Annotated in this window: 19 protein-coding genes; 11 read left to right on the top strand and 8 right to left on the bottom strand. The window is 60.7% G+C overall.

The window, feature by feature from the left end; all coding sequences use genetic code 11:
• Nucleotides 1-22: 22 nt before the first annotated feature.
• Both H7R73_RS13525 and dcuC read right to left on the bottom strand, forming a co-directional pair.
• Nucleotides 23-1,672, bottom strand: coding sequence for a bifunctional metallophosphatase/5'-nucleotidase (locus H7R73_RS13525; protein ID WP_103259998.1), 1,650 nt, complete (start codon nucleotides 1,670-1,672; stop codon nucleotides 23-25).
• A gap of 90 nt (nucleotides 1,673-1,762) precedes the next feature.
• Complete coding sequence (dcuC, locus tag H7R73_RS13520) at nucleotides 1,763-3,115, bottom strand: anaerobic C4-dicarboxylate transporter DcuC (protein WP_182951170.1); 1,353 nt, start codon at nucleotides 3,113-3,115, stop codon at nucleotides 1,763-1,765.
• Nucleotides 3,116-3,438: 323 nt separating this feature from the next.
• Here dcuC and H7R73_RS13515 point away from each other — a divergent pair, with 323 nt between their 5' ends.
• A complete protein-coding gene (locus H7R73_RS13515; protein WP_103259999.1) occupies nucleotides 3,439-4,044 on the top strand; it encodes a DUF922 domain-containing protein in 606 nt (201 codons plus the stop codon).
• Between the two features lie 118 nt (nucleotides 4,045-4,162).
• Here H7R73_RS13515 and mnmC read toward each other — a convergent pair whose 3' ends face one another.
• Nucleotides 4,163-6,178, bottom strand: coding sequence for a bifunctional tRNA (5-methylaminomethyl-2-thiouridine)(34)-methyltransferase MnmD/FAD-dependent 5-carboxymethylaminomethyl-2-thiouridine(34) oxidoreductase MnmC (gene mnmC, locus H7R73_RS13510; RefSeq protein ID WP_182951168.1), 2,016 nt, complete (start codon nucleotides 6,176-6,178; stop codon nucleotides 4,163-4,165).
• 90 nt (nucleotides 6,179-6,268) lie between these two features.
• On the opposite strand from mnmC, the gene fabB reads away from it, so the two are divergent.
• A complete protein-coding gene (gene fabB, locus H7R73_RS13505; protein WP_029314417.1) occupies nucleotides 6,269-7,480 on the top strand; it encodes a beta-ketoacyl-ACP synthase I in 1,212 nt (403 codons plus the stop codon).
• A 69-nt stretch (nucleotides 7,481-7,549) separates the two neighbouring features.
• Here the strand turns inward: fabB and H7R73_RS13500 are convergent, their stop codons facing one another.
• The 3 genes from H7R73_RS13500 to H7R73_RS13490 all read right to left on the bottom strand — a co-directional run bounded on the left by H7R73_RS13500 (nucleotide 7,550) and on the right by H7R73_RS13490 (nucleotide 9,855).
• Nucleotides 7,550-8,074: a GNAT family N-acetyltransferase gene (locus H7R73_RS13500; RefSeq protein WP_052816293.1), complete on the bottom strand. Its 525-nt coding sequence runs from the start codon at nucleotides 8,072-8,074 to the stop codon at nucleotides 7,550-7,552.
• Nucleotides 8,075-8,160: 86 nt separating this feature from the next.
• A complete protein-coding gene (locus H7R73_RS13495; RefSeq protein ID WP_103260001.1) occupies nucleotides 8,161-8,475 on the bottom strand; it encodes a DUF4377 domain-containing protein in 315 nt (104 codons plus the stop codon).
• Between the two features lie 93 nt (nucleotides 8,476-8,568).
• Nucleotides 8,569-9,855 (bottom strand): citrate synthase, encoded by a 1,287-nt coding sequence (locus tag H7R73_RS13490; RefSeq protein ID WP_010674492.1) that lies wholly within the window; start codon nucleotides 9,853-9,855, stop codon nucleotides 8,569-8,571.
• Between the two features lie 423 nt (nucleotides 9,856-10,278).
• Here H7R73_RS13490 and sdhC point away from each other — a divergent pair, with 423 nt between their 5' ends.
• The 8 genes from sdhC (at nucleotide 10,279) to sucD (ending at nucleotide 19,858) form a co-directional block, all read left to right on the top strand.
• Nucleotides 10,279-10,668, top strand: a complete 390-nt coding sequence (gene sdhC, locus H7R73_RS13485; protein WP_029314418.1) for a succinate dehydrogenase cytochrome b556 subunit — start codon at nucleotides 10,279-10,281, stop codon at nucleotides 10,666-10,668.
• Nucleotides 10,662-11,006, top strand: coding sequence for a succinate dehydrogenase, hydrophobic membrane anchor protein (gene sdhD / locus H7R73_RS13480; RefSeq protein WP_010674495.1), 345 nt, complete (start codon nucleotides 10,662-10,664; stop codon nucleotides 11,004-11,006). The genes sdhC and sdhD overlap by 7 nt, the downstream gene beginning before the upstream one ends.
• Before the next feature lies 1 nt (nucleotide 11,007).
• Entirely contained in the window at nucleotides 11,008-12,774 is a 1,767-nt protein-coding gene (sdhA, locus tag H7R73_RS13475) for a succinate dehydrogenase flavoprotein subunit (RefSeq protein WP_045524725.1), read from the top strand.
• A 17-nt stretch (nucleotides 12,775-12,791) separates the two neighbouring features.
• A complete protein-coding gene (locus H7R73_RS13470) occupies nucleotides 12,792-13,508 on the top strand; it encodes a succinate dehydrogenase iron-sulfur subunit (protein WP_010674497.1) in 717 nt (238 codons plus the stop codon).
• A 114-nt stretch (nucleotides 13,509-13,622) separates the two neighbouring features.
• Nucleotides 13,623-16,433, top strand: coding sequence for a 2-oxoglutarate dehydrogenase E1 component (gene sucA / locus H7R73_RS13465; protein ID WP_103260002.1), 2,811 nt, complete (start codon nucleotides 13,623-13,625; stop codon nucleotides 16,431-16,433).
• Between the two features lie 86 nt (nucleotides 16,434-16,519).
• Nucleotides 16,520-17,713 carry a 2-oxoglutarate dehydrogenase complex dihydrolipoyllysine-residue succinyltransferase gene (gene odhB, locus H7R73_RS13460; protein ID WP_042863770.1) on the top strand — a complete coding sequence of 398 codons (1,194 nt, stop codon included), beginning with the start codon at nucleotides 16,520-16,522 and terminating at the stop codon, nucleotides 17,711-17,713.
• A gap of 106 nt (nucleotides 17,714-17,819) precedes the next feature.
• Entirely contained in the window at nucleotides 17,820-18,986 is a 1,167-nt protein-coding gene (sucC, locus tag H7R73_RS13455; protein ID WP_005300220.1) for an ADP-forming succinate--CoA ligase subunit beta, read from the top strand.
• On the top strand, nucleotides 18,986-19,858 hold the full coding sequence (gene sucD, locus H7R73_RS13450; RefSeq protein WP_042015506.1) for a succinate--CoA ligase subunit alpha: 873 nt from the start codon (nucleotides 18,986-18,988) through the stop codon (nucleotides 19,856-19,858). The genes sucC and sucD overlap by 1 nt, the downstream gene beginning before the upstream one ends.
• Before the next feature lie 122 nt (nucleotides 19,859-19,980).
• Here sucD and H7R73_RS13445 read toward each other — a convergent pair whose 3' ends face one another.
• Both H7R73_RS13445 and H7R73_RS13440 read right to left on the bottom strand, forming a co-directional pair.
• A complete protein-coding gene (locus H7R73_RS13445) occupies nucleotides 19,981-20,373 on the bottom strand; it encodes a hypothetical protein (protein WP_182951167.1) in 393 nt (130 codons plus the stop codon).
• A gap of 72 nt (nucleotides 20,374-20,445) precedes the next feature.
• A complete protein-coding gene (locus H7R73_RS13440; protein ID WP_019706001.1) occupies nucleotides 20,446-21,393 on the bottom strand; it encodes an IS30-like element ISAs2 family transposase in 948 nt (315 codons plus the stop codon).
• A gap of 695 nt (nucleotides 21,394-22,088) precedes the next feature.
• Between H7R73_RS13440 and H7R73_RS13435 the strand changes: the two genes are divergently transcribed.
• Nucleotides 22,089-22,544, top strand: a complete 456-nt coding sequence (locus tag H7R73_RS13435) for a YcgN family cysteine cluster protein (protein WP_103260003.1) — start codon at nucleotides 22,089-22,091, stop codon at nucleotides 22,542-22,544.
• The last annotated feature ends 144 nt before the right edge of the window (nucleotides 22,545-22,688 follow it).

Below are 22,688 nucleotides of genomic sequence, written 5' to 3'. Positions count from 1 at the left end.
CCGGGATGGGTCGGTGCCAGATTCACTGGCCGTGATACTCCACCAGGGCCGGCAGGGGGCTGAGTTCCGGCAGGTGGCGTGCCCAGCGCAGGAAGGCATCCGCCAGGGTGATGCCGAGCTCCTGATTGTGCTGGGTCAGGGTGCGGGCAAGGGCCGTGTAGCCCTCCTTGCCGGAGGCGGTATAGGCACTGGAGACCCCGCGATAGATGGCATCCGGCTCGACGTGCTGCCACTGACCCGGGCTGGCTTCCCATTCCAGGCGAGTGATCCTCTCCCCTTTGGGTCTGTCGGCCTGATAGCAGAAGCGCACCCCGGCGGTATAGGGGAAGCTGCCGCTGCCATTGCCCGTCACCCCGTTGTTGGTGGCGTTGTCGATGGCCCCCTCCAGCGCCTCGGCCAGTTCATGGCCGTGCACCCGGTAGAGGGTGAGGGGAATGGCAAAGGGCAGCAGGCGTCCGGCAACGTCTGCTTCGGTCAGGGGGCCGGGCTCGAGGGAGCAGCGTACGCCCCCGGCATTGTGCAAGGCAAAGTCCACCTGACCCACCTGTTCGCGGGCACTGGCCAGCATGGCACTCGCTACCAGGGGGGCGACCTGGCTGCCGGCGGGCAGGCTGGCATCGGGCAGGCGCTGGTGATGGAGCGGATCGGCGAGCCGGGTCACTACGCGCCGGGTCATGGTTTCGAGCTCGGGGCGATAGCGTCTGGCCAGATGCTGCTCGAGCTCGGGGGCCGGTTCGCAGAAGTGCAGCCCCGCAGGAGGCGGGGAAGCAAAGGGCCAGGGATCCCAGGGTAACCACTCCAGCTGGCCGCGGCTTTGGCACACGCGTCCCTGCTCGTCGAAGGTGAGTTCGCACACCCCGAGACAGAGGGCGCTGTGGGCGGCATGCAGGATGGCCACCCCGTTCACCATGAGGGGATAGCTGCCTTCGCTGTCGAGCCCGAGCGGCGCCAGATCCCCCAGCAGGCTATGGGTGTGCCCGCCGACGATGAGGCTGAGCTCGGGGAAGCGGGTCGCCAGTCGCTTGTCCTGCGCCAGACCCAGGTGGCTGAGCAGGATAATGTGCTGGATGCCGGCGGCCTTGATCTCGCCGAGGGCACGGCTCAAGGTCTCTTCGATACCGTGGAAACGGGTGTGTGGATCGGGGCTCGCGATGGCGGCCATCTGCGGCAGCGTGATGCCGAGCAGGGCGAAGGGCACGTCGTCGATGACGCGCTTGTGCCAGGGGCGGCTTGCGTCAAACAGCTGCGGCAGTCCCTGTAGCCGCAGCGGGGCATCGGCGGGCTCCTGACGGTTGTCGATGTTGGCGGCGAGCACCGGGAAATCGAGCTGGCGCAAAAACTCCACCAGCGGCCCGTTGCCCAGATCGAATTCGTGGTTGCCGATTACCATGGCATCCGGTCGCAAGAGGGCCAGCAGGTCCGCATTGGCCCGCCCTTTGAAGCGGTTGAAGTAAAGTGACCCCTGGAAGGTATCGCCGCCATGCAGCAGCAGGCAGGTCTGGCCGGCTGCCTCGGCCTGTTGGCGCAGGGCGGTGAGCCGGGTCAGGATGCGGCCATAGCCGCCGCACTGGGTACGCCATTCGGACTCGCCATTGGGGGAGAAGCGCATGGGGGCGCCATCGAAATGGGAGTGGCAGTCGCTGAAGTGGGCAAGTTGAACCGTCATACTCAAGGCTCGGTCCTCCTTAGGAAAAAAGAGCAACGAGTCTACTGCATGGGGTGGGGGGGATACCAGCCCGGCGGCAGCCGGGCCGGTAAAGAGTCAGGCGGGAACCATGATCTGGGTGACGAGGATCACTACCAGCAGCCCGACGGCCACCGGCAGCGAGGTACGTTTGACCACCTCGAACGGCGAGAGATTGCCCATGCCCGCACAGGCGACCACCACCCCGGAGACCGGCGAGATGGTGCGGCCGAGGTTGGATGCCTGCAGCATGGGGATCACCAGATAGGCCGGGTTGACGCCGAGGCTGGTGGCCAAATGGGGAATGAGCTCCACGAAGGCGTAGAAGGGGGCGTTGCCGGAACCCGTGGTGAAGGCCGCCAGGGTGGTGATGACCACCAGCACCAGCATGATGACGATGCCGCCGGTACCGAAGCTCTGGGCCAGATCAAGGAGGTTGGCGATGAAACCGAGCCCCATCAGACCCTGGGCAAAGACCCCGGCACCCACCAGCAGCATCACCACGCCGGCGAAGGCGTCGGCCATGTTGCGCCAGCACACCTGCAGCCCGTCCAGCAGCTCGCGGCCGTTGCGCTTGCGCACCAGCTCCAGCAGGGCGGCCAGCACCAGGCAGATGACGATGATGGTGACGATATCGAGCTTGGGCCCCAGTTTGCCGTCAAACAGCAGCACACCGATGATGGGGGTGAAGGGCAGGATGGCGTAGAAACCGGGGGCGTCGGTGACGAGATCGCTCGGGGCGACCGCGGCGTTGTGCTCCCCGGCCTTCTGATCCAGATAACGCTGCCAGAAGAAGTGGGTCACCGCCATGGCGGCGATGGCCACCAGGGAAATGGGCAGGGTCAGCTTGAAGGCAAACTCGATGAGCTCCATGTTCGCGGCCTGGGCGGCCATCACCACGTCCCCCGAGGTGGGGGAGAGGATGATGGCGGCCGGCGAGGCGCACACCGCCGCTGCCGCGCCACGGGAGATCCCCATGTTGACCATCAGCGGGAAGAGGGTGGCCATCAGCAGAACCCCGAGGCCGGTTGCGGAGCTCACCGCCAGCGACATGGCGCAGGCGACCAGATAGGCGGCCACCAGCAGGATGTAGGGGGACTTGATGACACCGAGGGGTTTGCTCGCGAGCTTCACCAGTATGGTGTTGGCGCCGATGTGGCTCATGTAGCCGGCAAAGCCGCACAGCACCATGATGAGCATGCCGAGGCCACCCCCCCTGTCGACCAGCAGGAAGCGCACGTATTCGAAGATGTCGGTGGCCATGTGGCCGGTGGAGGGGACGCTCGCCGGCAGCACCGCCTTGCCCATCAGGGCGGTGATCGCCAGCAGCAGCAGGCCGCCGCTGAGCAGTACCCCGGTGGCGGAGTAGCCCTTGAAGATGTAGCGACCCACGGCCAGGGTGACCAGGGTGCCGATCAGGAGTTCTATCATAAAATCTTCCCAAGAGTTGAAGTGAGGGGGTGGCCTGCCAGGGCTCACCAGAGGGTTGCGCTGGACTATCCGGCATCGGCCAACAAAAACACTGCGGATATTACCCACTAAGGAGTATTTCACCATCCGTTCGATGGCAGCTTGTGATCTCGACTGCAAATCCCCGCCTGAGCCGGGGTGATGACTCGCACGTTTGCAGCAACCGGGTGCCAAGAGCGGATGACAGGGGGCTGGATCAGGGGTAATCTCCCAATCGGGTTATTAATTCATTGATTATTAATTGAAATTAAGCCGGGACTCATAAGGAGCAAAGCCGCGGACAGATGGGACTCTTCAGCAAGACAGGGGTGACGGTGGCCCTCATTTATGCCGCCTCAATCGGTGCTGTACCTTCCCACTATGCCGGTGTGAAGGTCGCCCCCGATATCAAGGTCGACTTCCAGTTCTATCGGGTCTCCGGGGCCGATGTGGGGGCCGTGATGCGCCAGATCACCGCCTTGTCGCCCACCCAGGCGGACGGGCACATCGGCAAGGCCAGTTATCAGCTCTCCTGGCAGTTGCAGACGAAGGCGACGGCGACACGCTGCGAGCTGGAGCAGGCCAGCGTTCGTGCGCGCATCCAGGTCAGGGTACCCAACTGGATGGACAAGGCCAGTGCGCCCGCGAAGGAGCGCCAGAAGTGGGACAAGCTGGTGGCCGCCATGTTTGACTACGAGAGTCGTCACAAGGATATCCTGCTGGAGAGCGTGAGCCAGCTTGGCACGCGCCTCGCCCAGTTGCCGGTGACCCGGGATTGCCCAACCCTGGAGCATCAGGGCTGGCAGGCAGGGCAGGCGGTGCTGGACGCCACCCGGGCGCGGTTCGACACCCTGGCCAGCCAGACCGATCAGGGTCGCAAGCTGGGGGTCGTCTGGCCCAGGGCTGGCTGATAACACGTGTACAGGCCCATGGCCGCTCATGGGAAACATAAAAAACGGGCTGATTGAGCCCTTTTTTTTGTTGGTGCGCCCAATGGCGTGGAGGTGGGCAGCCCCGGCTCCTGGGTGGCTAGTCTCGCAGTGGCTTGCCCCTGCGCAGTCTTCGCACCCAGTAGCGTGCGGGGTGGAGCGCCTCCAGCAGATCGGCCGCCAGCGGCAGGGGATCGCCGCAGATCTCGCTGGCGACCAGCTCGCCGCACAGGGGCGCCGAGCACAGACCCCGGGAGCCGAGCGCCCCCAGCACGTAGAGGCCGGCGTGCAGGGGCAGTGCGATCTGCTGATCCGCGGGGGCGTTGACGTCATGATCCGCCAGCGCCGCCAACCGGGCGACGGGCCCGGCGACCGGCTGGTGATCCCGGCTGGCGCAGCGCACCCCGGTGCGGGCCTGAGCACCGCTCACATCCACCTCGGCAGGCCAGTGCTGATGGGGCACACAGGCTTGCAGCCGCGCCCTGTTCTGCTCCTGCTCGTCGGTGCGGTAGGCAAGGTCGGTCTGGTTGCGGCCATAGCTCGCCCCGATGCAGTGCACGCCATTGTGGGCCGGTGTGAGGTAGCCATCGTAGCAGAGCACGGTCTTGAGCTGGCTCAAGCCAGCCGTGGTCGGCACATGGTTCACCTGGCCGCGCACCGGATAGAGCGGCAGCTCGGCAAAGGGGAGAAGGGCTGGCAACTGATGCCCGGCTGCCACCACCAGATTGGGGGCGTGCCACTGGCGGCCATCCCGGCTCTCCAGGTGCCAGCCATCGGCCTCTTCGGCAATGCGGGTTACAGCGGCATTGAACACCACTTCCAGCCGCCCGCTGGCCTGCGCCTCCCTGATGGCGGCGCGGGTGAGATCCGCCGGACAGAGCCAGCCCCCCAGGGGATAGCTCACACCATCCGCATCGCAGGGCAGGCCGACCACCTGCTCAACCTCCGCTGCCGAGAGTGGGTGCATCAGCTCGGGGGGGAAGGGGCCCAGGCTCATCTTGGCAAGCTTGGCGGCGGATTTGTCGTCGTAGCCGAGTTGGGTGACGCCACACAGCGAGAAGGCGACGGGGTGGTGCTTTGCCAGGGCCAGCAGCCGGTTTCTGGCAAAGCCAAAGGCCAGCGAATAGAAGCGCGACAGGGCATCGTGCTCGCCGTTGAGCAGGGGGTAGAGGGCTCCTTGTCGATTGCCGGAGGCGCCGCTGGCCGGTTCGCCATCTTCGCAAAGCAAGGTGACGTGCCGACCCCGCTCCACCAGAGAGAGCGCCGTCATGGCGGAAGCGATGCCGCCACCGATGATGAGCACCTCTCCCTCCCGCCCTGCGGGGCGGGCATACCAGGGGGCGATGCTCTGCTGCGGCACTTTGCCTTCCCGAACACCCGCCAGCATCTCCCGCTTGCTGCCGTGGCCCTTCACCTTCTTCATGGCAAAGCCGGCGGCAATCAGCCCCCGTCGCACGAAACCGGCGCAGGTAAAGGTCGAGAGGGTGGCATCGGGGCGGGCGAGGCGAGCGAGATCGTCGAAGAGATCCTGGGTCCACATCTCTGGGTTCTTGGCAGGGGAGAAACCGTCCAGATACCAGGCGTCCACCAGACCGGTTGCAGGATGGGGCACCTGGGGCAGCATCTCCTTGATGTCGCCAAACCAGAGATCGAGGCGGATGCGGCCATCGGCAAAGAGCAGGCGATGGCAGCCGGAGACCGGCAACGGCCACTGGTCGATGAGAGGCTGGCTCAAGGGGGCAAGCTCGGGCCAGGCGGCCAGGGCCTTGCGCAGATCGGCCTGGGTAAGGGGGTATTTCTCGACGCTGATGAAGTGCAGCCGGGATCCGTTGCCGGACAGGGGGGCCTGTTCCAGAAAGGCGGCCATTGTGGCCAGAAAGTTAAGTCCTGTACCGAAACCTGTTTCACCAATCACGAAACTGTCACTATCGTGGTGCGAAAATCGCTCTGGCAGTCGATTTTGCTGCAAAAAGACGTAGCGGGTTTCACTTAGACCGTTATCATTGGAAAAGTACACATCCCCGAACTCACTGGAGACTGGAGTTCCCGCTTCGTTCCAGTCCAATCGGGCATGATGTAAGGATGTTTGACTCACGTTTTCCTCGGCTCGCGTCACAAAATCGCGGGCATTCTACGTGAAAGCAGACCAGTTTGGCAGCCGAAAGCGGGTAGACTCGGTGCCAGTTTTTCCAGACGAGATGAATTAATGAGAAGAGCAGTGATCACCGGTATCGGCGTCATCTCCAGTATCGGCAACAACAAGGAAGAGGTGCTGGCCTCCCTGAAAGCAGGTAAATCCGGCATCACCTATTCCGAGCAGTTCGAGCAGTACAACCTGCGCAGCCGTGTCTGGGGTAACATCAAACTCGATCCGTCTGAACTGATCGACCGTAAAGTCATGCGTTTCATGGGTGACGCCGCGGCCTACGCCTACCTCTCCATGCAGCAGGCCATCGAAGATGCCGGCCTGCCGGAAGAGATGGTCTCCAACGAGCGCACCGGCATCGTGACCGGTTCCGGCGGCGCCTCCGGCAAGAACACCTCCGAATCTGCCGATATCGCCCGTGAAAAGGGCGTCAAGCGGGTGGGTCCCTACATGGTGCCGCGTACCATGTCCTCCACCACCTCCGCCTGTCTTGCCACCCCGTTCAAGATCAAGGGTGTCAACTACACCATCAGCTCCGCCTGTGCGACCTCTGCCCACTGCATCGGTCACGCCCTGGAACTGATCCAGCTTGGCAAGCAGGACATCATCTTTGCCGGTGGCGGCGAGGAGCTGGACTGGTCTTCCACCATCCAGTTCGACGCCATGGGCGCGCTCTCCACCAAGTACAACGACAACCCGGAAAAAGCGTCCCGCACCTATGATGCGGACCGCGACGGCTTCGTCATCTCCGGTGGTGGCGGCATTCTGGTGGTCGAGGAGCTGGAACACGCCCTGGCCCGTGGTGCCCACATCTACGCCGAAATCACCGGTTACGGTGCGACCTCCGACGGCTACGACATGGTGGCCCCGAGCGGTGAAGGCGCCGTGCGTTGCATGAAGATGGCGATGCAGGGTGTCGGCAAGGTGGACTACATCAACACTCACGGTACCTCTACTCCGGTTGGTGACACCAAGGAGCTGGAAGCCATTCAGACCCTGTTTGGCAGCAATGCACCCAAGCTCTCCGCCACCAAGGCGATGACCGGCCATGCCCTGGGCGCCGCTGGCGTGCATGAGGCCGTCTACTCCCTGCTGATGATGGAACACGGCTTCATCGCCCCCAGCATCAACATCGAGAACCTGGACGAGAAAGCCGTGGGCCTGCCCATCGTGCGTGAATACGAAGCGGCCGATCTCAATACCGTCATGTCCAACAGCTTCGGCTTTGGCGGTACCAACGCCTCTCTGGTGTTCAGCAAGTTCAAGGCTTGATCTCCCCGTGGGGAGCGCAACGCGAAATAGAAAAAGGCGCCGAAAGGTGCCTTTTTTATTGAATTCTTTTTATTGAACTCTGCTGATGGTTCCCGGTTTGGGACCGCTGTCTGCCAGGGGCAACCGCATATAGACTGCCCCGTCACCATACTCCACCAGCGATTTGCCGGTGTCGGCGGGCACAAACCCCTGCTTGCGCCAGAAGGCGGGGGCATCCTGAACCGCCACCAGGCCTGCATGGCGATATCCTGCATGGCTCGCGAAAGTGAGCGCCCTTGCCAGCAGTCGCTGTCCGACACCCAGGCCGCGTGCCTTGCTCGAGACAGCGAGATCGTGCAGATAGAACTCGTCGTGACCGGCCAGCGCCTTCATCGGCACCGAGAGGGGCGGGGGCTGGTGGGCACGCCAGGGGTGGCAGAGCAGGTAACCCAGCACCTTGCCCTGACGCTCGGCCACCCAGCAGGAGGCGGGGGCCAGCTCGGTCTTGTTCTGCATCACCTCGAGGGGCTCGGGTTCGAACTGGTGATAACACTCGTGCTGGATGGCCATGATGGCGGGCCAGTCTGGCGTGCGGATGGTGCGGATGGTGATCATGATGCGGGTCGGGTCCGTACTCAAACCGTGGCAAAAAGGGGTGACAGCATACCCCAGAGAGCACACAAACGGAACCGGGTCACCTGTCAGCGAACCGGTTCCTTGCTCACGATCTTGACCAGCTGGTAGCGCAAGGAAGGGGCATCGGCCGGCACATCGGCAAGTTGCTCCTTGCTCACTTCGAGTTGATAGCGAAAGCCCGGTTCAAAGGTGAAGCCTTCGATCTGCTGATAGAAGAGGCTCCAACTCTCGCCCGGTTGACTGCGTACCTGCATGCACTTCATGGGGGCGACACCGACGCAGTCTGCCAGCTTGTCCTGGATATAGAGGGTTTCGGTGGTCGGGGCGCTCTGGCAGGCGCTGAGCAGGATGGCGGAGCTGAGGAGCAGGGGAGATTTCATGATGAGTGTCCTTGGCGTAAAAGGGCGCGATTAAACCTGCAAAAGAAAAGGCGGTCAATGACCGCCTTTGTAACAAACCATGACAGATTGGGCTCAGCGCTGGTCGAGGGGCACGAACTCGCGCAGGGGCTGACCGGTGTAGAGCTGACGGGGACGGCCGATCTTCTGATCCGGGTCCGAGTGCATCTCGTTCCAGTGGGCAATCCAGCCGATGGTACGGGAGATGGCGAAGATCACGGTGAACATGGACATGGGGATACCGATGGCCTTCATGATGATGCCGGAGTAGAAGTCCACGTTCGGGTAGAGCTTCTTCTCGATGAAGTAGGGGTCGGAAAGCGCGATGCGCTCCAGCTCCATGGCCACGTCCAGCAGCGGATCCTTGATCTGCAGCTCGGTAAGCACCTCGTGGCAGGTTTCGCGCATCACGGTGGCACGGGGATCGTGGTTCTTGTAGACCCGGTGACCGAAGCCCATCAGACGGAACGGATCGTTCTTGTCCTTGGCGCGGCCGATGTACTCGGGAATGCGATCCACGGAGCCAATCTCTTCGAGCATCTTGAGGCAGGCTTCGTTGGCACCACCGTGGGCCGGGCCCCACAGGGAGGCGATCCCCGCAGCGATACAGGCAAACGGGTTGGCACCGGAAGAACCGGCCAGACGCACGGTAGAGGTGGAGGCGTTTTGCTCATGGTCCGCATGCAGGGTGAAGATGCGATCCATGGCGCGCTCGACGATGGGGTTGACCTTGTACTCTTCGGTCGGCACGCCAAACATCATGTGCAGGAAGTTGCCTGCATAGGAGAGGGCGTTGCGCGGCTGCATGAAGGGCTGGCCGATGGAGTACTTGTAACACATGGCGGCCAGGGTCGGCATCTTGGAGAGCAGACGGAAGGCACAGATCTCGCGATGCTCCTCGTTGTTGATGTCGAGGGCGTCGTGATAGAAGGCGGACAGTGCGCTGACCACGCCGCACATGACGGCCATGGGGTGGGCGTCGCGGCGGAAGCCACGGAAGAAGAAGGCGATCTGCTCGTGCACCATGGTGTGGCGGGTGACCAGACGTTCAAATTCCGCATATTGGGTCTTGGTGGGGGCCTCGCCGTACAGCAGGATGTAGCAGACTTCGAGGTAGCTGGCCTGGGTGGCCAACTGGGCGATGGGGTAACCGCGGTGCAGCAAGACACCCTGGTCGCCATCGATGTAGGTGATGGAAGATTTGCAAGAACCGGTGGCCATGAAGCCGGGGTCGAAGGTGAAATATCCTTGCGTGCCCAGCTTTCTGACATCGATCACATCGGGTCCAACGGTACCGGAGAGGATCGGCAATTCAACCGGCTCTTTTCCGGGCAGATGTAGGGTGGCTATCTTATCAGCCATAGCACGTCTCCTTTGCTCTTTTATAATTTGGTTCCAGCCCTACTTTATTACGACTATTATGACGCTGGCAAAGGTTCTTACCCGTACCACGGCGGCTGGAGCGCCTTATTTGAACCAGAGAACCATGTCTTTGTCAATTTTGCTGGATGATCATTAATGACTTGTTAAAGCTGTTGTGAGATCTGGTTTACGGTTTTGGATTTTCTGTGTAGCTATTTGATTGTCATTGGTTAAGGCCGCCGATATACTGCGCCACGTGGGTGATGGTCGTCGGTGTTTGAAACGCTTTCGCAAAGCCAGATGTGATATCGAAAATGTTATTTTTGGCTTTCCTGAGTTGTTTTGGTAACAAAAACCTAACAAATGCCACTCCTCGCCCTCAAAGCGTGTGAAAACAATAACTAACGTGCTCAATGGAGCTGAGTGGGCAAAGCCGTGAAAAACAAACAGAGACCTGTAAACCTCGACCTACAGACGATCAGCTTTCCTGTCACCGCCATCGCTTCCATCTTGCATCGTGTCTCAGGGGTCATCACCTTTGTGGCATTGGCCATCTTGCTGTGGATGCTTGGTACTTCACTCGCCTCTCCCGAAGGATTTGAATCGGTCGTTGCCATCATGGACAACTTCCTGGTCAAGTTCGTGCTGTGGGGGATCCTGACCGCGCTGGCTTACCACATCGTGGGCGGTCTGCGGCACCTGGTCATGGACATGGGCTATTGGGAAGAGCTGGAATCCGGTAATCAGAGTGCCCGTGTGGCCTTCGTGATCACCGCGGTTTTGGCGGTATTGGCGGGGGTACTGGTATGGTAACCAATTCTGCAACTTTCGGGCGCAGCGGTGTTCACGATTACATCCTGATCCGCGCCACCGCCCTCATCATGACGTGCTACGTCCTCTATCTGGTTGGCTTTGTCGCGTTCAACGACATCACCTACGAGGTGTGGACCGGCTTCTTCTCCAACACCTTCACCAAGGTCTTCACCCTGCTGACGCTCGTATGCGTCTTGATCCACGCCTGGATCGGTCTGTGGCAGGTGCTGACCGACTATATCAAGCCGGTCGGACTGCGCGGTGCACTGCAGTTTGTGCTGGTGGTGGTGCTGTTTGTCTATGTGATGACTGGTTTCGTCGTGCTGTGGGGTGTGTAAGGTGACTATTCCAACTCGTGAATTTGATGCGGTCGTGATCGGTGCCGGTGGCGCCGGTATGCGCGCCGCGCTGCAGATTGCCCAGTCCGGCAAGAGCTGCGCCCTGTTATCCAAGGTTTTCCCGACCCGTTCTCACACGGTCTCCGCCCAGGGCGGGATCACGGTCGCCCTGGGCAATGCCCACGACGACAACTGGCAGTGGCACATGTATGACACCGTCAAGGGCTCCGATTACATCGGTGATCAGGAAGCCATTGAATATATGTGCAAGACCGGCCCCGAGGCCGTCTATGAACTGGAGAACATGGGCTTGCCCTTCTCCCGCTTCGACAACGGTACCGTCTATCAGCGTCCGTTTGGCGGCCAGTCCAAGAATTTCGGTGGCGAGCAGGCGGCCCGTACCGCGGCGGCAGCCGACCGTACCGGTCACGCCCTGCTGCACACCCTCTATCAGCAGAACGTCAAGAACAAGACCACCGTCTTCTCCGAATGGTATGCCCTGGATCTGGTGAAGAACCAGGACGGCCACATCGTTGGCTGTACCGCCATCGACATGGAGAGCGGTGAAGTCGTCTACTTCAAGGCCAAGGCCACGGTGCTCGCCACCGGCGGTGCCGGTCGCATCTACCAGTCCACCACCAACGCCCACATCAACACCGGTGATGGCGTCGGCATGGCGCTGCGTGCCGGGGTTGGCGTGCAGGACATGGAGTTCTGGCAGTTCCACCCGACCGGCATCGCCGGGGCTGGGGTGCTGGTGACCGAAGGTTGCCGCGGTGAAGGCGGCTACCTGCTCAATAAAGACGGCGAGCGCTTCATGGAGCGTTATGCGCCGAACGCCAAGGATCTGGCCGGTCGCGACGTGGTGGCCCGCTCCATCATGATCGAGATCCGCGAAGGTCGTGGCTGCGACGGTCCCTGGGGCCCGCACATCAAGCTCAAGCTGGATCACCTCGGCAAAGAGGTGCTGGAATCCCGCCTGCCGGGCATCTGCGAGCTCTCTCGCACCTTCGCCCACGTGGATCCGGTCAAAGAGCCCATCCCCATCATCCCGACCTGCCACTACATGATGGGCGGCGTGCCGACCAGCGTGAACGGCCAGTGCCTGACCCAGGACAAGGATGGCAACGACGTGCCGGTGGTCGGTCTGTTCGCGGTGGGTGAGATCGCCTGCGTCTCCGTGCACGGTGCTAACCGTCTGGGCGGCAACTCCCTGCTGGATCTGGTGGTGTTCGGTCGTGCTGCTGGCATGCACCTGGTGGAGACTCTTGGTTCGATGGAGCACGGCGTGGAAGCCACCGACGCCGACATCGCCAAGGCGCTGGAGCGCTTCAACCGCTGGGAAAACAACCGTGACGGGGAAGACCCGGCCCAGATCCGCAAGGATCTGCAGCGCTGCATGCAGAACAACTTCTCCGTGTTCCGGGAAGGGGATGCCATGGCAGAAGGGCTGGCCGAGCTGAAACTCATCCGCGAGCGTCTCAAGAACGCCCGTCTGGACGACACCTCCAAGGAGTTCAATACCCAGCGCATCGAGTGCCTGGAGCTGGACAACCTGATGGAGACCGCCTATGCCACCGCGGTGGCGGCGAACTTCCGTACCGAGAGCCGTGGCGCCCACAGCCGCTTCGACTTCCCGGAGCGTGACGATGAGAGCTGGCTGTGCCACAGCCTCTATCATCCGGACACCGAGTCCATGACCCGTCGCGCTGTCAACATGTCACCCAAGACCCGTGAGGCGTTCCCGCCCAAGGTCCGGACTTACTGATTGCGGAGCCAAGCACAATGAACGTCACATTCTCTGTCTACAGATACAATCCGGACGTTGATAACGTCCCGTATATGAAGGATTATCGTCTTGATATTCCTGAAGGTTCCGACATGATGGTGCTCGACGCACTGATCCAGCTCAAGGAGCTGGATCCCACGCTTGCCTTCCGCCGCTCCTGCCGCGAAGGGGTCTGTGGATCTGACGGTCTCAACATGAATGGCAAGAACGGTCTGGCCTGCATCACGCCGCTCTCCGATCTCTTGAAGAAGGGCAGCAAGGTCGTCATTCGACCCTTGCCCGGTCTGCCGGTGATCCGGGATCTGGTGATCGACATGACCCAGTTCTACACCCAGTGGGAGAAGGTCAAACCCTTCCTCATCAACGACGAAAAACTGCCGCCCGTGCGTGAGCACCTGCAATCCCCCGAAGAGCGCGCCAAGCTGGATGGCCTGTACGAGTGCATACTCTGTGCCTGCTGCTCCACCTCTTGCCCCTCCTTCTGGTGGAACCCGGACAAGTTCATCGGTCCGGCCGGCCTGCTCGCCGCCTATCGCTGGCTGGCGGACAGCCGCGATACTGCGGCCAGTGAGCGACTGGGCAACCTGGATGACGCCTTCAGCGTGTTCCGCTGCCACGGCATCATGAACTGCGTGAACGTCTGTCCCAAGGGCTTGAACCCGACCAAGGCCATCGGTCAGATCAAGTCGATGTTGCTCAACCGGGCCGTGTAGTATCGGGGCCAGGGCGCCTTGCGCCGGGCCCGACCTCTGGATAGCCATCCCGCCCCGGGATGGCTATGACCCTACAAGCTGCAGTGCAGCGAACAAGATGTACAAGGGATAGAAATGCATAACGGCGTGATGAAGGCCTGGTTGGAGTCATCTCACCTGGCTGGTGCGAATGCAAGCTACATTGAGGATTTGTACGAATCCTTCCTGGAAAACCCCGACTCCGTTGCCGACGAATGGCGCAGCCTGTTCCAGTCGCTGCCCCAGGTCAACGGACATGCAGTAGAACAACCCCACTCCCAGGTTCGCGACTATTTCCGCCGCCTGGCCAAGGACTCCTCCCGTTACAGCGCTCCCGTCTCCGATCCCCAGGTGGATGCCAAACAGGTTCGCGTACTGCAACTGATCAACGCCTTCCGCTTCCGCGGTCACCAGAACGCCAACCTGGACCCCCTGGGTCTGTGGCAGCGCGAGCCGGTCGCCGAGCTGGATCCGGCCTTCCACAACCTGCAAGGTGCAGACATGGAGGCCACCTTCAATGTGGGCTCCTACGCCATCGGTCGCGAGACCATGGTGCTCTCCGATCTGTATGCCTCGCTGAAGAAAACCTATTGCGGCAGCATCGGCGCCGACTACATGCACCTCACCTCCACCGAGGAGAAGCGCTGGCTGCAAGACAGGCTGGAATCCATCGAAGGGAAGGGCAACTATACCCTCGAAGAGAAGACTCGCTTCCTCGAGAGCCTGACCGCCGCCGAAGGGCTGGAAAAATACCTGGGTGCCAAGTTCCCTGGGGCCAAGCGTTTCTCCCTGGAAGGGGGCGATGCCATGGTGCCCATGCTCAAAGAGCTTATTCGCCGCGCCGGTGAGCAGGGTTGCAAGGAAGCCGTCATCGGCATGGCCCACCGCGGTCGCCTCAACGTGCTCATCAACGTGCTGGGCAAGCGCGCCCAGGACCTGTTCGACGAGTTTGCCGGCAAGCACGGCGAATCCTGGGGCACGGGGGATGTGAAGTACCACATGGGCTTCTCCTCCGACTTCGCCACCCCGGGCGGCAACGTCCATCTGGCGCTCGCCTTCAACCCGTCTCACCTCGAGATCGTCAACCCCGTGGTCATCGGCTCCGTGCGTGCCCGTATGGATCGTCGCGGTGACAAGGACGGCTCCAGCGTCCTGCCCATCACCATCCACGGTGACTCCGCCATCGCGGGGCAGGGAGTCGTTGCCGAGACCTTCAACATGTCCCAGACCCGTGCCTATGGCGTGGGCGGGACGGTGCGCATCGTCATCAACAACCAGGTGGGCTTCACCACCTCCTATATCCGTGACCTGCGCTCCACCGAATATTGCACCGACATCGCCAAGGCGGTGCAGGCCCCTGTGCTGCACGTCAACGGGGATGACCCGGAAGCCGTGGTGCTGGTGACCCAGATCGCCCTGGATTACCGCAACACCTTCAAGCGCGATGTGGTGATCGAGCTGGTCTGCTACCGTCGTCACGGCCACAACGAGGCTGACGAGCCGAGCGCGACCCAGCCCCTGATGTATCAGAAGATCAAGCAGCACCCGACTCCGCGCAAGATCTACGCCGATCAGCTGATCGCCGAAGGAGCCATCGCGCCTGAGCTGGCCACCACGCTAGTCAACGACTATCGCGATACCCTGGATCGGGGCGAGCGGGTGAGCAAGGAATGGCGCCCCATGGAGCTGCACTCCGTGGACTGGACCCCGTATCTGGGTCACGACTGGGCCATGGCCTATGACAGCACTGTGCCCATGGATCATCTGAAGGCCCTGGGCGAGCGCATCAGCCAGTACCCGGCCACCCATGTGCTGCAACGCCAGGTCGAGAAGATCTACGAAGACCGTCGCCTGATGGCCGCCGGTGAGAAGCTGGTGGACTGGGGCTTTGCCGAGACGCTGGCCTACGCCACCCTGGTGGACAAGGGCTCCCGCATTCGCTTCACCGGGGAAGACTCCGGGCGCGGCACCTTCTTCCATCGCCACGCCGTGCTGCACAGCCAGACCGATGCCAGCACCTACACCCCGCTGTGCAACCTGCATGACGAGCAGGGTCCGTTCGAGGTGTACGACTCCGTGCTGACCGAGAACGCGGTCCTGGCGTTCGAGTATGGCTACGCCAGCGCGGAGCCGGCCGGTCTCACCATCTGGGAAGCCCAGTTCGGTGACTTTGCCAACTGCGCCCAGGTGGTGGTGGATCAGTTCCTCTCCTCCGGCGAGCAGAAGTGGGGCCGGATGTGCGGCCTGACCATGCTGCTGCCCCACGGTTACGAGGGGCAGGGCCCGGAGCACTCCTCCGCCCGTCTGGAGCGTTACCTGCAGATGTGCGCCCAGCACAACATGCAGGTGTGCGTGCCCTCCACCCCGGCGCAGGTGTTCCACATGCTGCGTCGTCAGGTAGTGCGCCCGATGCGCCGTCCGCTCATCGTGATGACGCCCAAATCCCTGCTGCGCCACCCGCTGGCGGTGAGCAAGCTCGAAGAGCTGGCAGAGGGCACCTTCCTGAACGCCATCGGCGAGATCGATGCGCTGGATCCCAAAGGCGTCAAGCGCGTGGTCTTCTGCTCCGGCAAGGTCTACTACGACCTGCTCGATGCCCGTCGCAAGGCCGAGCAGCAGGACGTGGCTCTGGTTCGGATCGAGCAGCTCTACCCCTTCCCGGAAGAGGAAGTGCGCGCCATCCTGGCCGATTACAGCCATGTCACCGACTTCGTCTGGTGTCAGGAAGAGCCGCAGAACCAGGGCGCCTGGTACAGCACCCGTCATCACTACGACAGCGTGCTGCCAAGCCATGCCCGTCTGCGTTATGCCGGTCGCCCGGCCTCGGCCTCACCGGCCGTCGGTTACATGTCCGTCCACGCCAAGCAGCAAAAAGCACTGGTGGAAGACGCCCTTACCCTGGAATAACGAGTTGTGGATGAGAGGGCCCGTGTCGGGACCCTCTCTGACCTGGAACAAGCCTGCTGGCCAAGAAGTAACAAGGAACTGATTACATGACTATCGAGATCAAGGTACCGGACCTGCCGGAATCAGTGGCGGATGCCACCATCGCGACCTGGCACAAGAAACCGGGTGATCTGGTTGCCCGTGACGAAGTGCTGGTTGACATCGAAACCGATAAAGTCGTGCTGGAAGTGCCCGCACCGGAAGCCGGCGTACTGGGCGACATCCTGCAGAGCGAAGGGGCGACCGTGCTCTCCCGCCAGCTGATCGCCATGCTCAAGCCGGCCCCCGTTGCCGGTGAAGCGACCAGCGAGAAGCCGGTGGAAGCCGTGGCCGATGACGCTGCCGATGGCCTGAGCCCTTCCGTGCGCCGCATGGTGGCCGAGCACGACATCGACGTCGCCAAGCTGACCGGCACCGGCAAGGGTGGTCGTGTCACCAAGGAAGACGTGGAAGCCTTCATCAAGAATCTGGGCAAGGCTCCGGTGGCTGCGCCGACTGCTGCCGCTCCCGTGGCTGCCGCCCCGGTCGCGCCGCTGGCCGGTCGCACCGAGAAGCGTGTGCCCATGACCCGTCTGCGCAAGCGCATCGCCGAGCGTCTGCTGGAGGCCAAGAACACCACCGCCATGCTGACCACTTTCAACGAGATCAACATGGCGCCCATCATGAAGCTGCGCAAGCAGTACGGCGAGATCTTCGAGAAGAAGCACGGCATCAAGCTCGGCTTCATGTCCTTCTATGTGAAGGCCGTGGTCGAATCCCTCAAGCGCTACCCGGAAGTGAACGCCGCGCTGGATGGTGACGACATCGTCTACCACAACTACTTCGATGTCAGCATCGCCGTCTCCACCCCCCGTGGTCTGGTGACCCCGGTGCTGCGTGACTGCGACAACATGAGCCTGGCGGACATCGAGAAGGCCATCAAGGATCTGGCGGGCAAGGGCCGTGACGGCAAGCTGACCGTGGATGAACTGACTGGTGGCAACTTCACCATCACCAACGGTGGCGTGTTCGGCTCCCTGATGTCCACCCCCATCATCAACCCGCCCCAGAGCGCCATTCTGGGCATGCACAAGATCCAGGACCGCCCCATGGCCGTCGACGGCAAGGTCGAGATCCTGCCGATGATGTACCTGGCGCTCTCCTACGATCACCGCATCATCGACGGCCGCGAGTCCGTGGGCTTCCTGGTCTCCATCAAGGAGCTGCTGGAAGACCCGACTCGTCTGCTGCTGGATGTCTGAGCAAGCGTGACTGAAAGATAACGAGGGGCCGCCCAGGCCCCCATTCACAGGGGATTGAGAAACACGAGCCCCGGACGGAAATACCTACAACACGGATAGAGCATCTATGAATCTGCATGAATATCAGGCAAAACAGCTGTTTGCCGAGTATGGCCTGCCGGTCTCCGAAGGTTATGCCTGTGCCACCCCACAGGAAGCGGCCGAAGCGGCCGACAAGATTGGCGGCAACACCTGGGTCGTCAAGTGCCAGGTCCACGCCGGTGGCCGCGGCAAGGCGGGCGGCGTCAAGCTGGCCAAGAGCAAGGACGAGATCCGCGCCTTCGCCCAGAACTGGCTCGGCAAGAACCTGGTGACCTATCAGACTGACGCCAATGGTCAGCCGGTTACCAAGATCCTGGTGGAGTCCTGCACCGACATCGCCAAGGAACTGTACCTGGGCGCCGTGGTCGACCGTGGCTCTCGCCGCGTGGTCTTCATGGCTTCCACCGAAGGTGGTGTGGAGATTGAGAAAGTCGCCCACGAAACCCCGGAACTCATTCACAAGGCTGCCATCGATCCCCTGGTAGGCCCGCAGCCTTATCAGGCCCGCGAGCTGGCCTTCAAGCTGGGTCTGGTCGGCGATCAGATCAAGCAGTTCACCAAGATCTTCATGGGCTTGGGCCAGATGTTCCTGGACTGCGATTTCGCCCTGCTGGAGATCAACCCCCTGGTCATCACCGACAAGGGCAACCTGCACTGCCTCGACGGCAAGATCAACATCGACGCCAACGCCCTGTACCGTCAGCCCAAACTGCGCGAGATGCACGATCCGTCCCAGGATGACCCCCGCGAAGCGCACGCCGCCCAGTGGGAGCTGAACTATGTGGCGCTCGATGGCAACATCGGCTGCATGGTCAACGGCGCCGGCCTGGCCATGGGTACCATGGACATCGTCAACCTGCACGGCGGTTCCCCGGCCAACTTCCTGGACGTCGGCGGCGGCGCCACCAAGGAGCGCGTGACCGAGGCCTTCAAGATCATCCTCTCCGACAGCAAGGTACAAGCCGTGCTGGTCAACATCTTCGGTGGCATCGTGCGCTGCGACATGATCGCGGAAGGCATCATCGGTGCCGTGAAGGAAGTGGGGGTGAAAGTGCCCGTGGTGGTGCGTCTGGAAGGCAACAATGCCGAACTGGGTGCCCGTAAACTGGCCGACAGCGGCCTCAATATCATCGCCGCAACGAGTCTGACTGACGCAGCTCAGCAAGTGGTAAAAGCAGCGGAGGCCAAATAATGAGCGTTCTGATCAACAAAGACACCAAGGTGATCTGCCAGGGCTTTACCGGCGGTCAGGGTACCTTCCACTCCGAACAGGCCATTGCCTACGGTACCCAGATGGTCGGCGGCGTCTCCCCGGGCAAGGGCGGCACCACTCACCTGGGCCTGCCTGTGTTCAACACCGTCCGTGACGCCGTGGAAGCCACCGGCGCCACCGCCTCCGTCATCTATGTGCCGGCGCCGTTCTGTAAGGACGCCATCCTGGAAGCCATCGATGCCGGCATCAAGCTCATCGTCACCATCACCGAAGGCATCCCGACCCTGGACATGCTGCAGGTCAAGGTGAAGCTGCAGGAAACCGGCGTGCGCATGATTGGCCCGAACTGCCCGGGCGTCATCACCCCGGGTGAGTGCAAGATTGGCATCATGCCTGGCCACATCCACAAGCCGGGCAAGGTGGGCATCGTCTCCCGCTCCGGCACCCTGACCTATGAAGCGGTCAAGCAGACCACGGACGAGGGCTTCGGCCAGTCCACCTGCGTCGGTATCGGTGGCGACCCCATCCCGGGTTCCAACTTCATCGACATTCTGGAGATGTTCCAGAATGACCCGCAGACCGAAGCCATCGTGATGATCGGCGAGATCGGCGGCAACGCCGAGGAAGACGCGGCGGCCTACATCAAGGCTCACGTCACCAAGCCGGTGGTCTCCTACATCGCGGGCGTCACCGCCCCGGCTGGCAAGCGCATGGGTCATGCGGGCGCCATCATCGCCGGTGGCAAAGGCACCGCGGCCGAGAAATTTGCCGCACTGGAAGATGCCGGCGTGAAAACCGTGCGGTCGCTCGCCGATATCGGCAAGGCCCTGCGTGAAGTAACCGGCTGGTAAGTCAGCCTGTTATCTCTAATTGAAAAAGCCGCCCAATGGGCGGCTTTTTTATGGCTGACTATCTTAAATAGTAATCGGTGTTCGTGAATGTCAGAATAAGCAGTGTTACTCGAATCTATGAGCTAAGACCCATAAGGTGAAATGGTGGTTTCAACCTCTCTATTGCGGCCTCTTTCATCATCCCAAACCAGCTTGATTGTTACCGCAGATGGAGCTCCCATTGCAGTAGCAACAATCAGGTCAAAGTTTCCGCCTGGTTGTATGACATCAATAGGAAGCGCATCATCCATGATCGAAAACTCTCTAACAACAGGGCATTCTAACGTTATATTTCTAGCTGGTGACTTTCCTTTGTTGTAGATTTTTAAGCGATGTCCTTTGCCGATTTTAACAACACGAGCATTGAGAACTGCGCTGATAGCGTCTACTGCGTCATCTTGTTCTCTACGTAATAGCAGCTTGTTTAAATGATCAGCTGTGTTCGCAAACTCATTCTGACGCCGATTAAACTCCATTATTTTGTATGCAGAGTAAGCAGATAGGAGCAACGCCAGAACGCGAATTCAACTTCGAAGTGCGACACTCGCCTATGCCGCCTGACGGTACTCTTCGAATACCTTGACAGGCTGCCTGAATCCGAGACATTTCCGAGGTCGTAGGTTGAGCCACTGCTCCGCTCTCCTGACATCCTCGTCCGTGACCTCTCTCAGGTCTGTTCCCTTTGGGATAAACTGCCTCAACAGCCCATTGCTGTTCTCGTTCAGACCGCGCTCCCACGAAGAGTAAGGGTGCGCAAAGTAAGTCTCGGCACCCAGCGCTTCCTCTATCGCCTTGTGTTCGGCAAACTCGCCGCCGTTGTCAAAGGTGATGGTATGCACCTGCTCGATGTAGGGCGTTAACATCTCGATTATCGCATCCCGCACCACCCCAGCCTGTTTGCTCGCGACCCGCTTGACCAGATAGAGCCGGCTCTTGCGCTCCACCAGGGTGACCAGTGCACCTGTGCCTTGCTTGCCCAGCACCGTGTCCGCCTCCCAATCACCGAGCCGCTCCCGGCTATCGACGATAGCCGGCCGTTCATCAATAGAGCGGGCTTCCTTGATGGGAGAACGCAGGCTGCTCGCCCCCTTGCGGTAGCGCTTGTGGCCCTGGCGCAGATGGCGGTACAACTGGCCACCCCGGGCTTTGTCGGCGGCCACATGGCGGTATATCCACTCGTGACTCACCATGAGGCCTATCTGCTTGCCCACCGCGCTTATCTGCTCCGGGCTCCACCACCAGGCGAGTGTCAGCTCGACAAACTGGATGACATCGGCAGATAGCCGAGATTTGGCCGCACTGGCCCGTCGGTGGGTGGCGTGCTGATGCGCATTGTCTGGCTGGTAGCCCTGCGGCCCGGCGTTACGACGCAGCTCCCGGTAGAGGGTGGAGCGATGAACGCCAATGGCGCGTGCGGTGGCAAGGATGGACATCCCCTGTGCGCGAAGCACCGATAACTGGTATCGTTGCCCCTCGGTCAACTGCTGATAGCTCATGGTGATACTGCTTTTACTTTGGCGAGCAGAAGGGTACCACCAATCAGCAGTTGGCCACCTCTCGCCATTCATCCATGAGTGTCGCACTTATTATCTGAATTCCCGGAAGAGCAATTATATCGGTTAGAGTCATTATTTAGTTCCTTTAAAAAGCTTTTTAAAGTCTTTTTTTAAATCAGCTAAAAACTCCTGTTTTAGTTCCTCAATCGCCGTTTCTGTTGAGATGGTGTTCTGCTCGATTAGAGAGTCTTTATCGAACTAACTTTTGCAATCAGAACAAACGAAAAATAGATCTGAAACAGTTTCAAACTGAGTGTTCCCACATACAGGGCAAAGTATGACAACCTCGATCGAGTAATCTTTCTTCATGCAGTTATCCTTACGTTGCAGATTTTTAAAATGCAACGAAATAACAGTTATTGAGGCACCTATCGTAACTACTGGGTCAACCTATGAGATTCGATGAGTGCAGCGTAATCAGACGTTCGCAAAGATAATATCAAACTCTTACAAGTTATTTTCGAGTAAGGCTCAGGATCCAAATTACAAACTGTTATCTTACGTGCAGCTAAGCCCTACGTTTACTCGCAATTTCTGACCTTTCGCTTCTTTGACACTTTCCCACTCAACTTGAAAAATTGGGCCAAAAAGCGTATAACCACGCGCTTGTCAGTGTATTGAGTGAGCCAACTTTTATGCAGCAGAGTGAACCCGTGCAGAACGCCCCCTTTTGGCAGGTGAAGAGTCTGCAAGAGATGACCATGACGGAGTGGGAGTCCCTGTGCGACGGCTGCGGCAAGTGCTGCCTGAACAAGCTCATTGACGAGGACACCGAGGAGCTGGTGTTCACCAACGTGGCCTGCAATCTGCTCAATACCAAGACTTGCCAGTGCTCCGATTACGGCAACCGCTTTAAGAAAGAGCCGGACTGCCTGCAGATCACCCACGACAAGATTGCCGAGTTCAACTGGCTGCCCTCTACCTGTGCCTACCGCCTGCTGGCGGAAGGGCAGACCCTGCCGACTTGGCATCCCCTTATCACCGGCAGTCGCAGCGCCATGCACCAGGCTGGCCAGTCGGTGCGCGGCAAGGTAGTGCACGAGGCGCAGGCTGGTGACTGGGCCGACCATATCATTACCTGGGCGAGCTAAGCCTTAATCCGCCGTTTATTGCTTACTACAGGGGCAGGGGAGTGAGACTTCGCTGCCCCTGTTGTTTTTGGCATATAAGTGATCAGTTTTTTGCGATAAAGGCAGTTTGAAACTTCATGGTGAGATGAAAGCATCGTGAAGTCG

This window comes from Aeromonas sp. WP2-W18-CRE-05 (assembly GCF_014168615.1).
Classification (GTDB): Bacteria; Pseudomonadota; Gammaproteobacteria; order Enterobacterales; family Aeromonadaceae; genus Aeromonas; species Aeromonas caviae.
The sequence above is the reverse complement of the archived record's forward strand: the minus strand, read 5'-3'. Positions and strand labels throughout refer to the sequence as shown.

Coding starts and splice junctions, on each gene's coding strand:
- dcuC (WP_182951170.1), bottom strand. CDS start 3,115: ATGATAGAACTCCTGATCGGCACCCTGGTCACCCTGGCCGTGGGTCGC.
- H7R73_RS13515 (WP_103259999.1), top strand. CDS start 3,439: ATGGGACTCTTCAGCAAGACAGGGGTGACGGTGGCCCTCATTTATGCC.
- fabB (WP_029314417.1), top strand. CDS start 6,269: ATGAGAAGAGCAGTGATCACCGGTATCGGCGTCATCTCCAGTATCGGC.
- H7R73_RS13500 (WP_052816293.1), bottom strand. CDS start 8,074: ATGATCACCATCCGCACCATCCGCACGCCAGACTGGCCCGCCATCATG.
- H7R73_RS13495 (WP_103260001.1), bottom strand. CDS start 8,475: ATGAAATCTCCCCTGCTCCTCAGCTCCGCCATCCTGCTCAGCGCCTGC.
- H7R73_RS13490 (WP_010674492.1), bottom strand. CDS start 9,855: ATGGCTGATAAGATAGCCACCCTACATCTGCCCGGAAAAGAGCCGGTT.
- sdhD (WP_010674495.1), top strand. CDS start 10,662: ATGGTAACCAATTCTGCAACTTTCGGGCGCAGCGGTGTTCACGATTAC.
- H7R73_RS13470 (WP_010674497.1), top strand. CDS start 12,792: ATGAACGTCACATTCTCTGTCTACAGATACAATCCGGACGTTGATAAC.
- sucA (WP_103260002.1), top strand. CDS start 13,623: ATGCATAACGGCGTGATGAAGGCCTGGTTGGAGTCATCTCACCTGGCT.
- odhB (WP_042863770.1), top strand. CDS start 16,520: ATGACTATCGAGATCAAGGTACCGGACCTGCCGGAATCAGTGGCGGAT.
- sucC (WP_005300220.1), top strand. CDS start 17,820: ATGAATCTGCATGAATATCAGGCAAAACAGCTGTTTGCCGAGTATGGC.
- sucD (WP_042015506.1), top strand. CDS start 18,986: ATGAGCGTTCTGATCAACAAAGACACCAAGGTGATCTGCCAGGGCTTT.
- H7R73_RS13445 (WP_182951167.1), bottom strand. CDS start 20,373: ATGGAGTTTAATCGGCGTCAGAATGAGTTTGCGAACACAGCTGATCAT.
- H7R73_RS13440 (WP_019706001.1), bottom strand. CDS start 21,393: ATGAGCTATCAGCAGTTGACCGAGGGGCAACGATACCAGTTATCGGTG.
- H7R73_RS13435 (WP_103260003.1), top strand. CDS start 22,089: ATGCAGCAGAGTGAACCCGTGCAGAACGCCCCCTTTTGGCAGGTGAAG.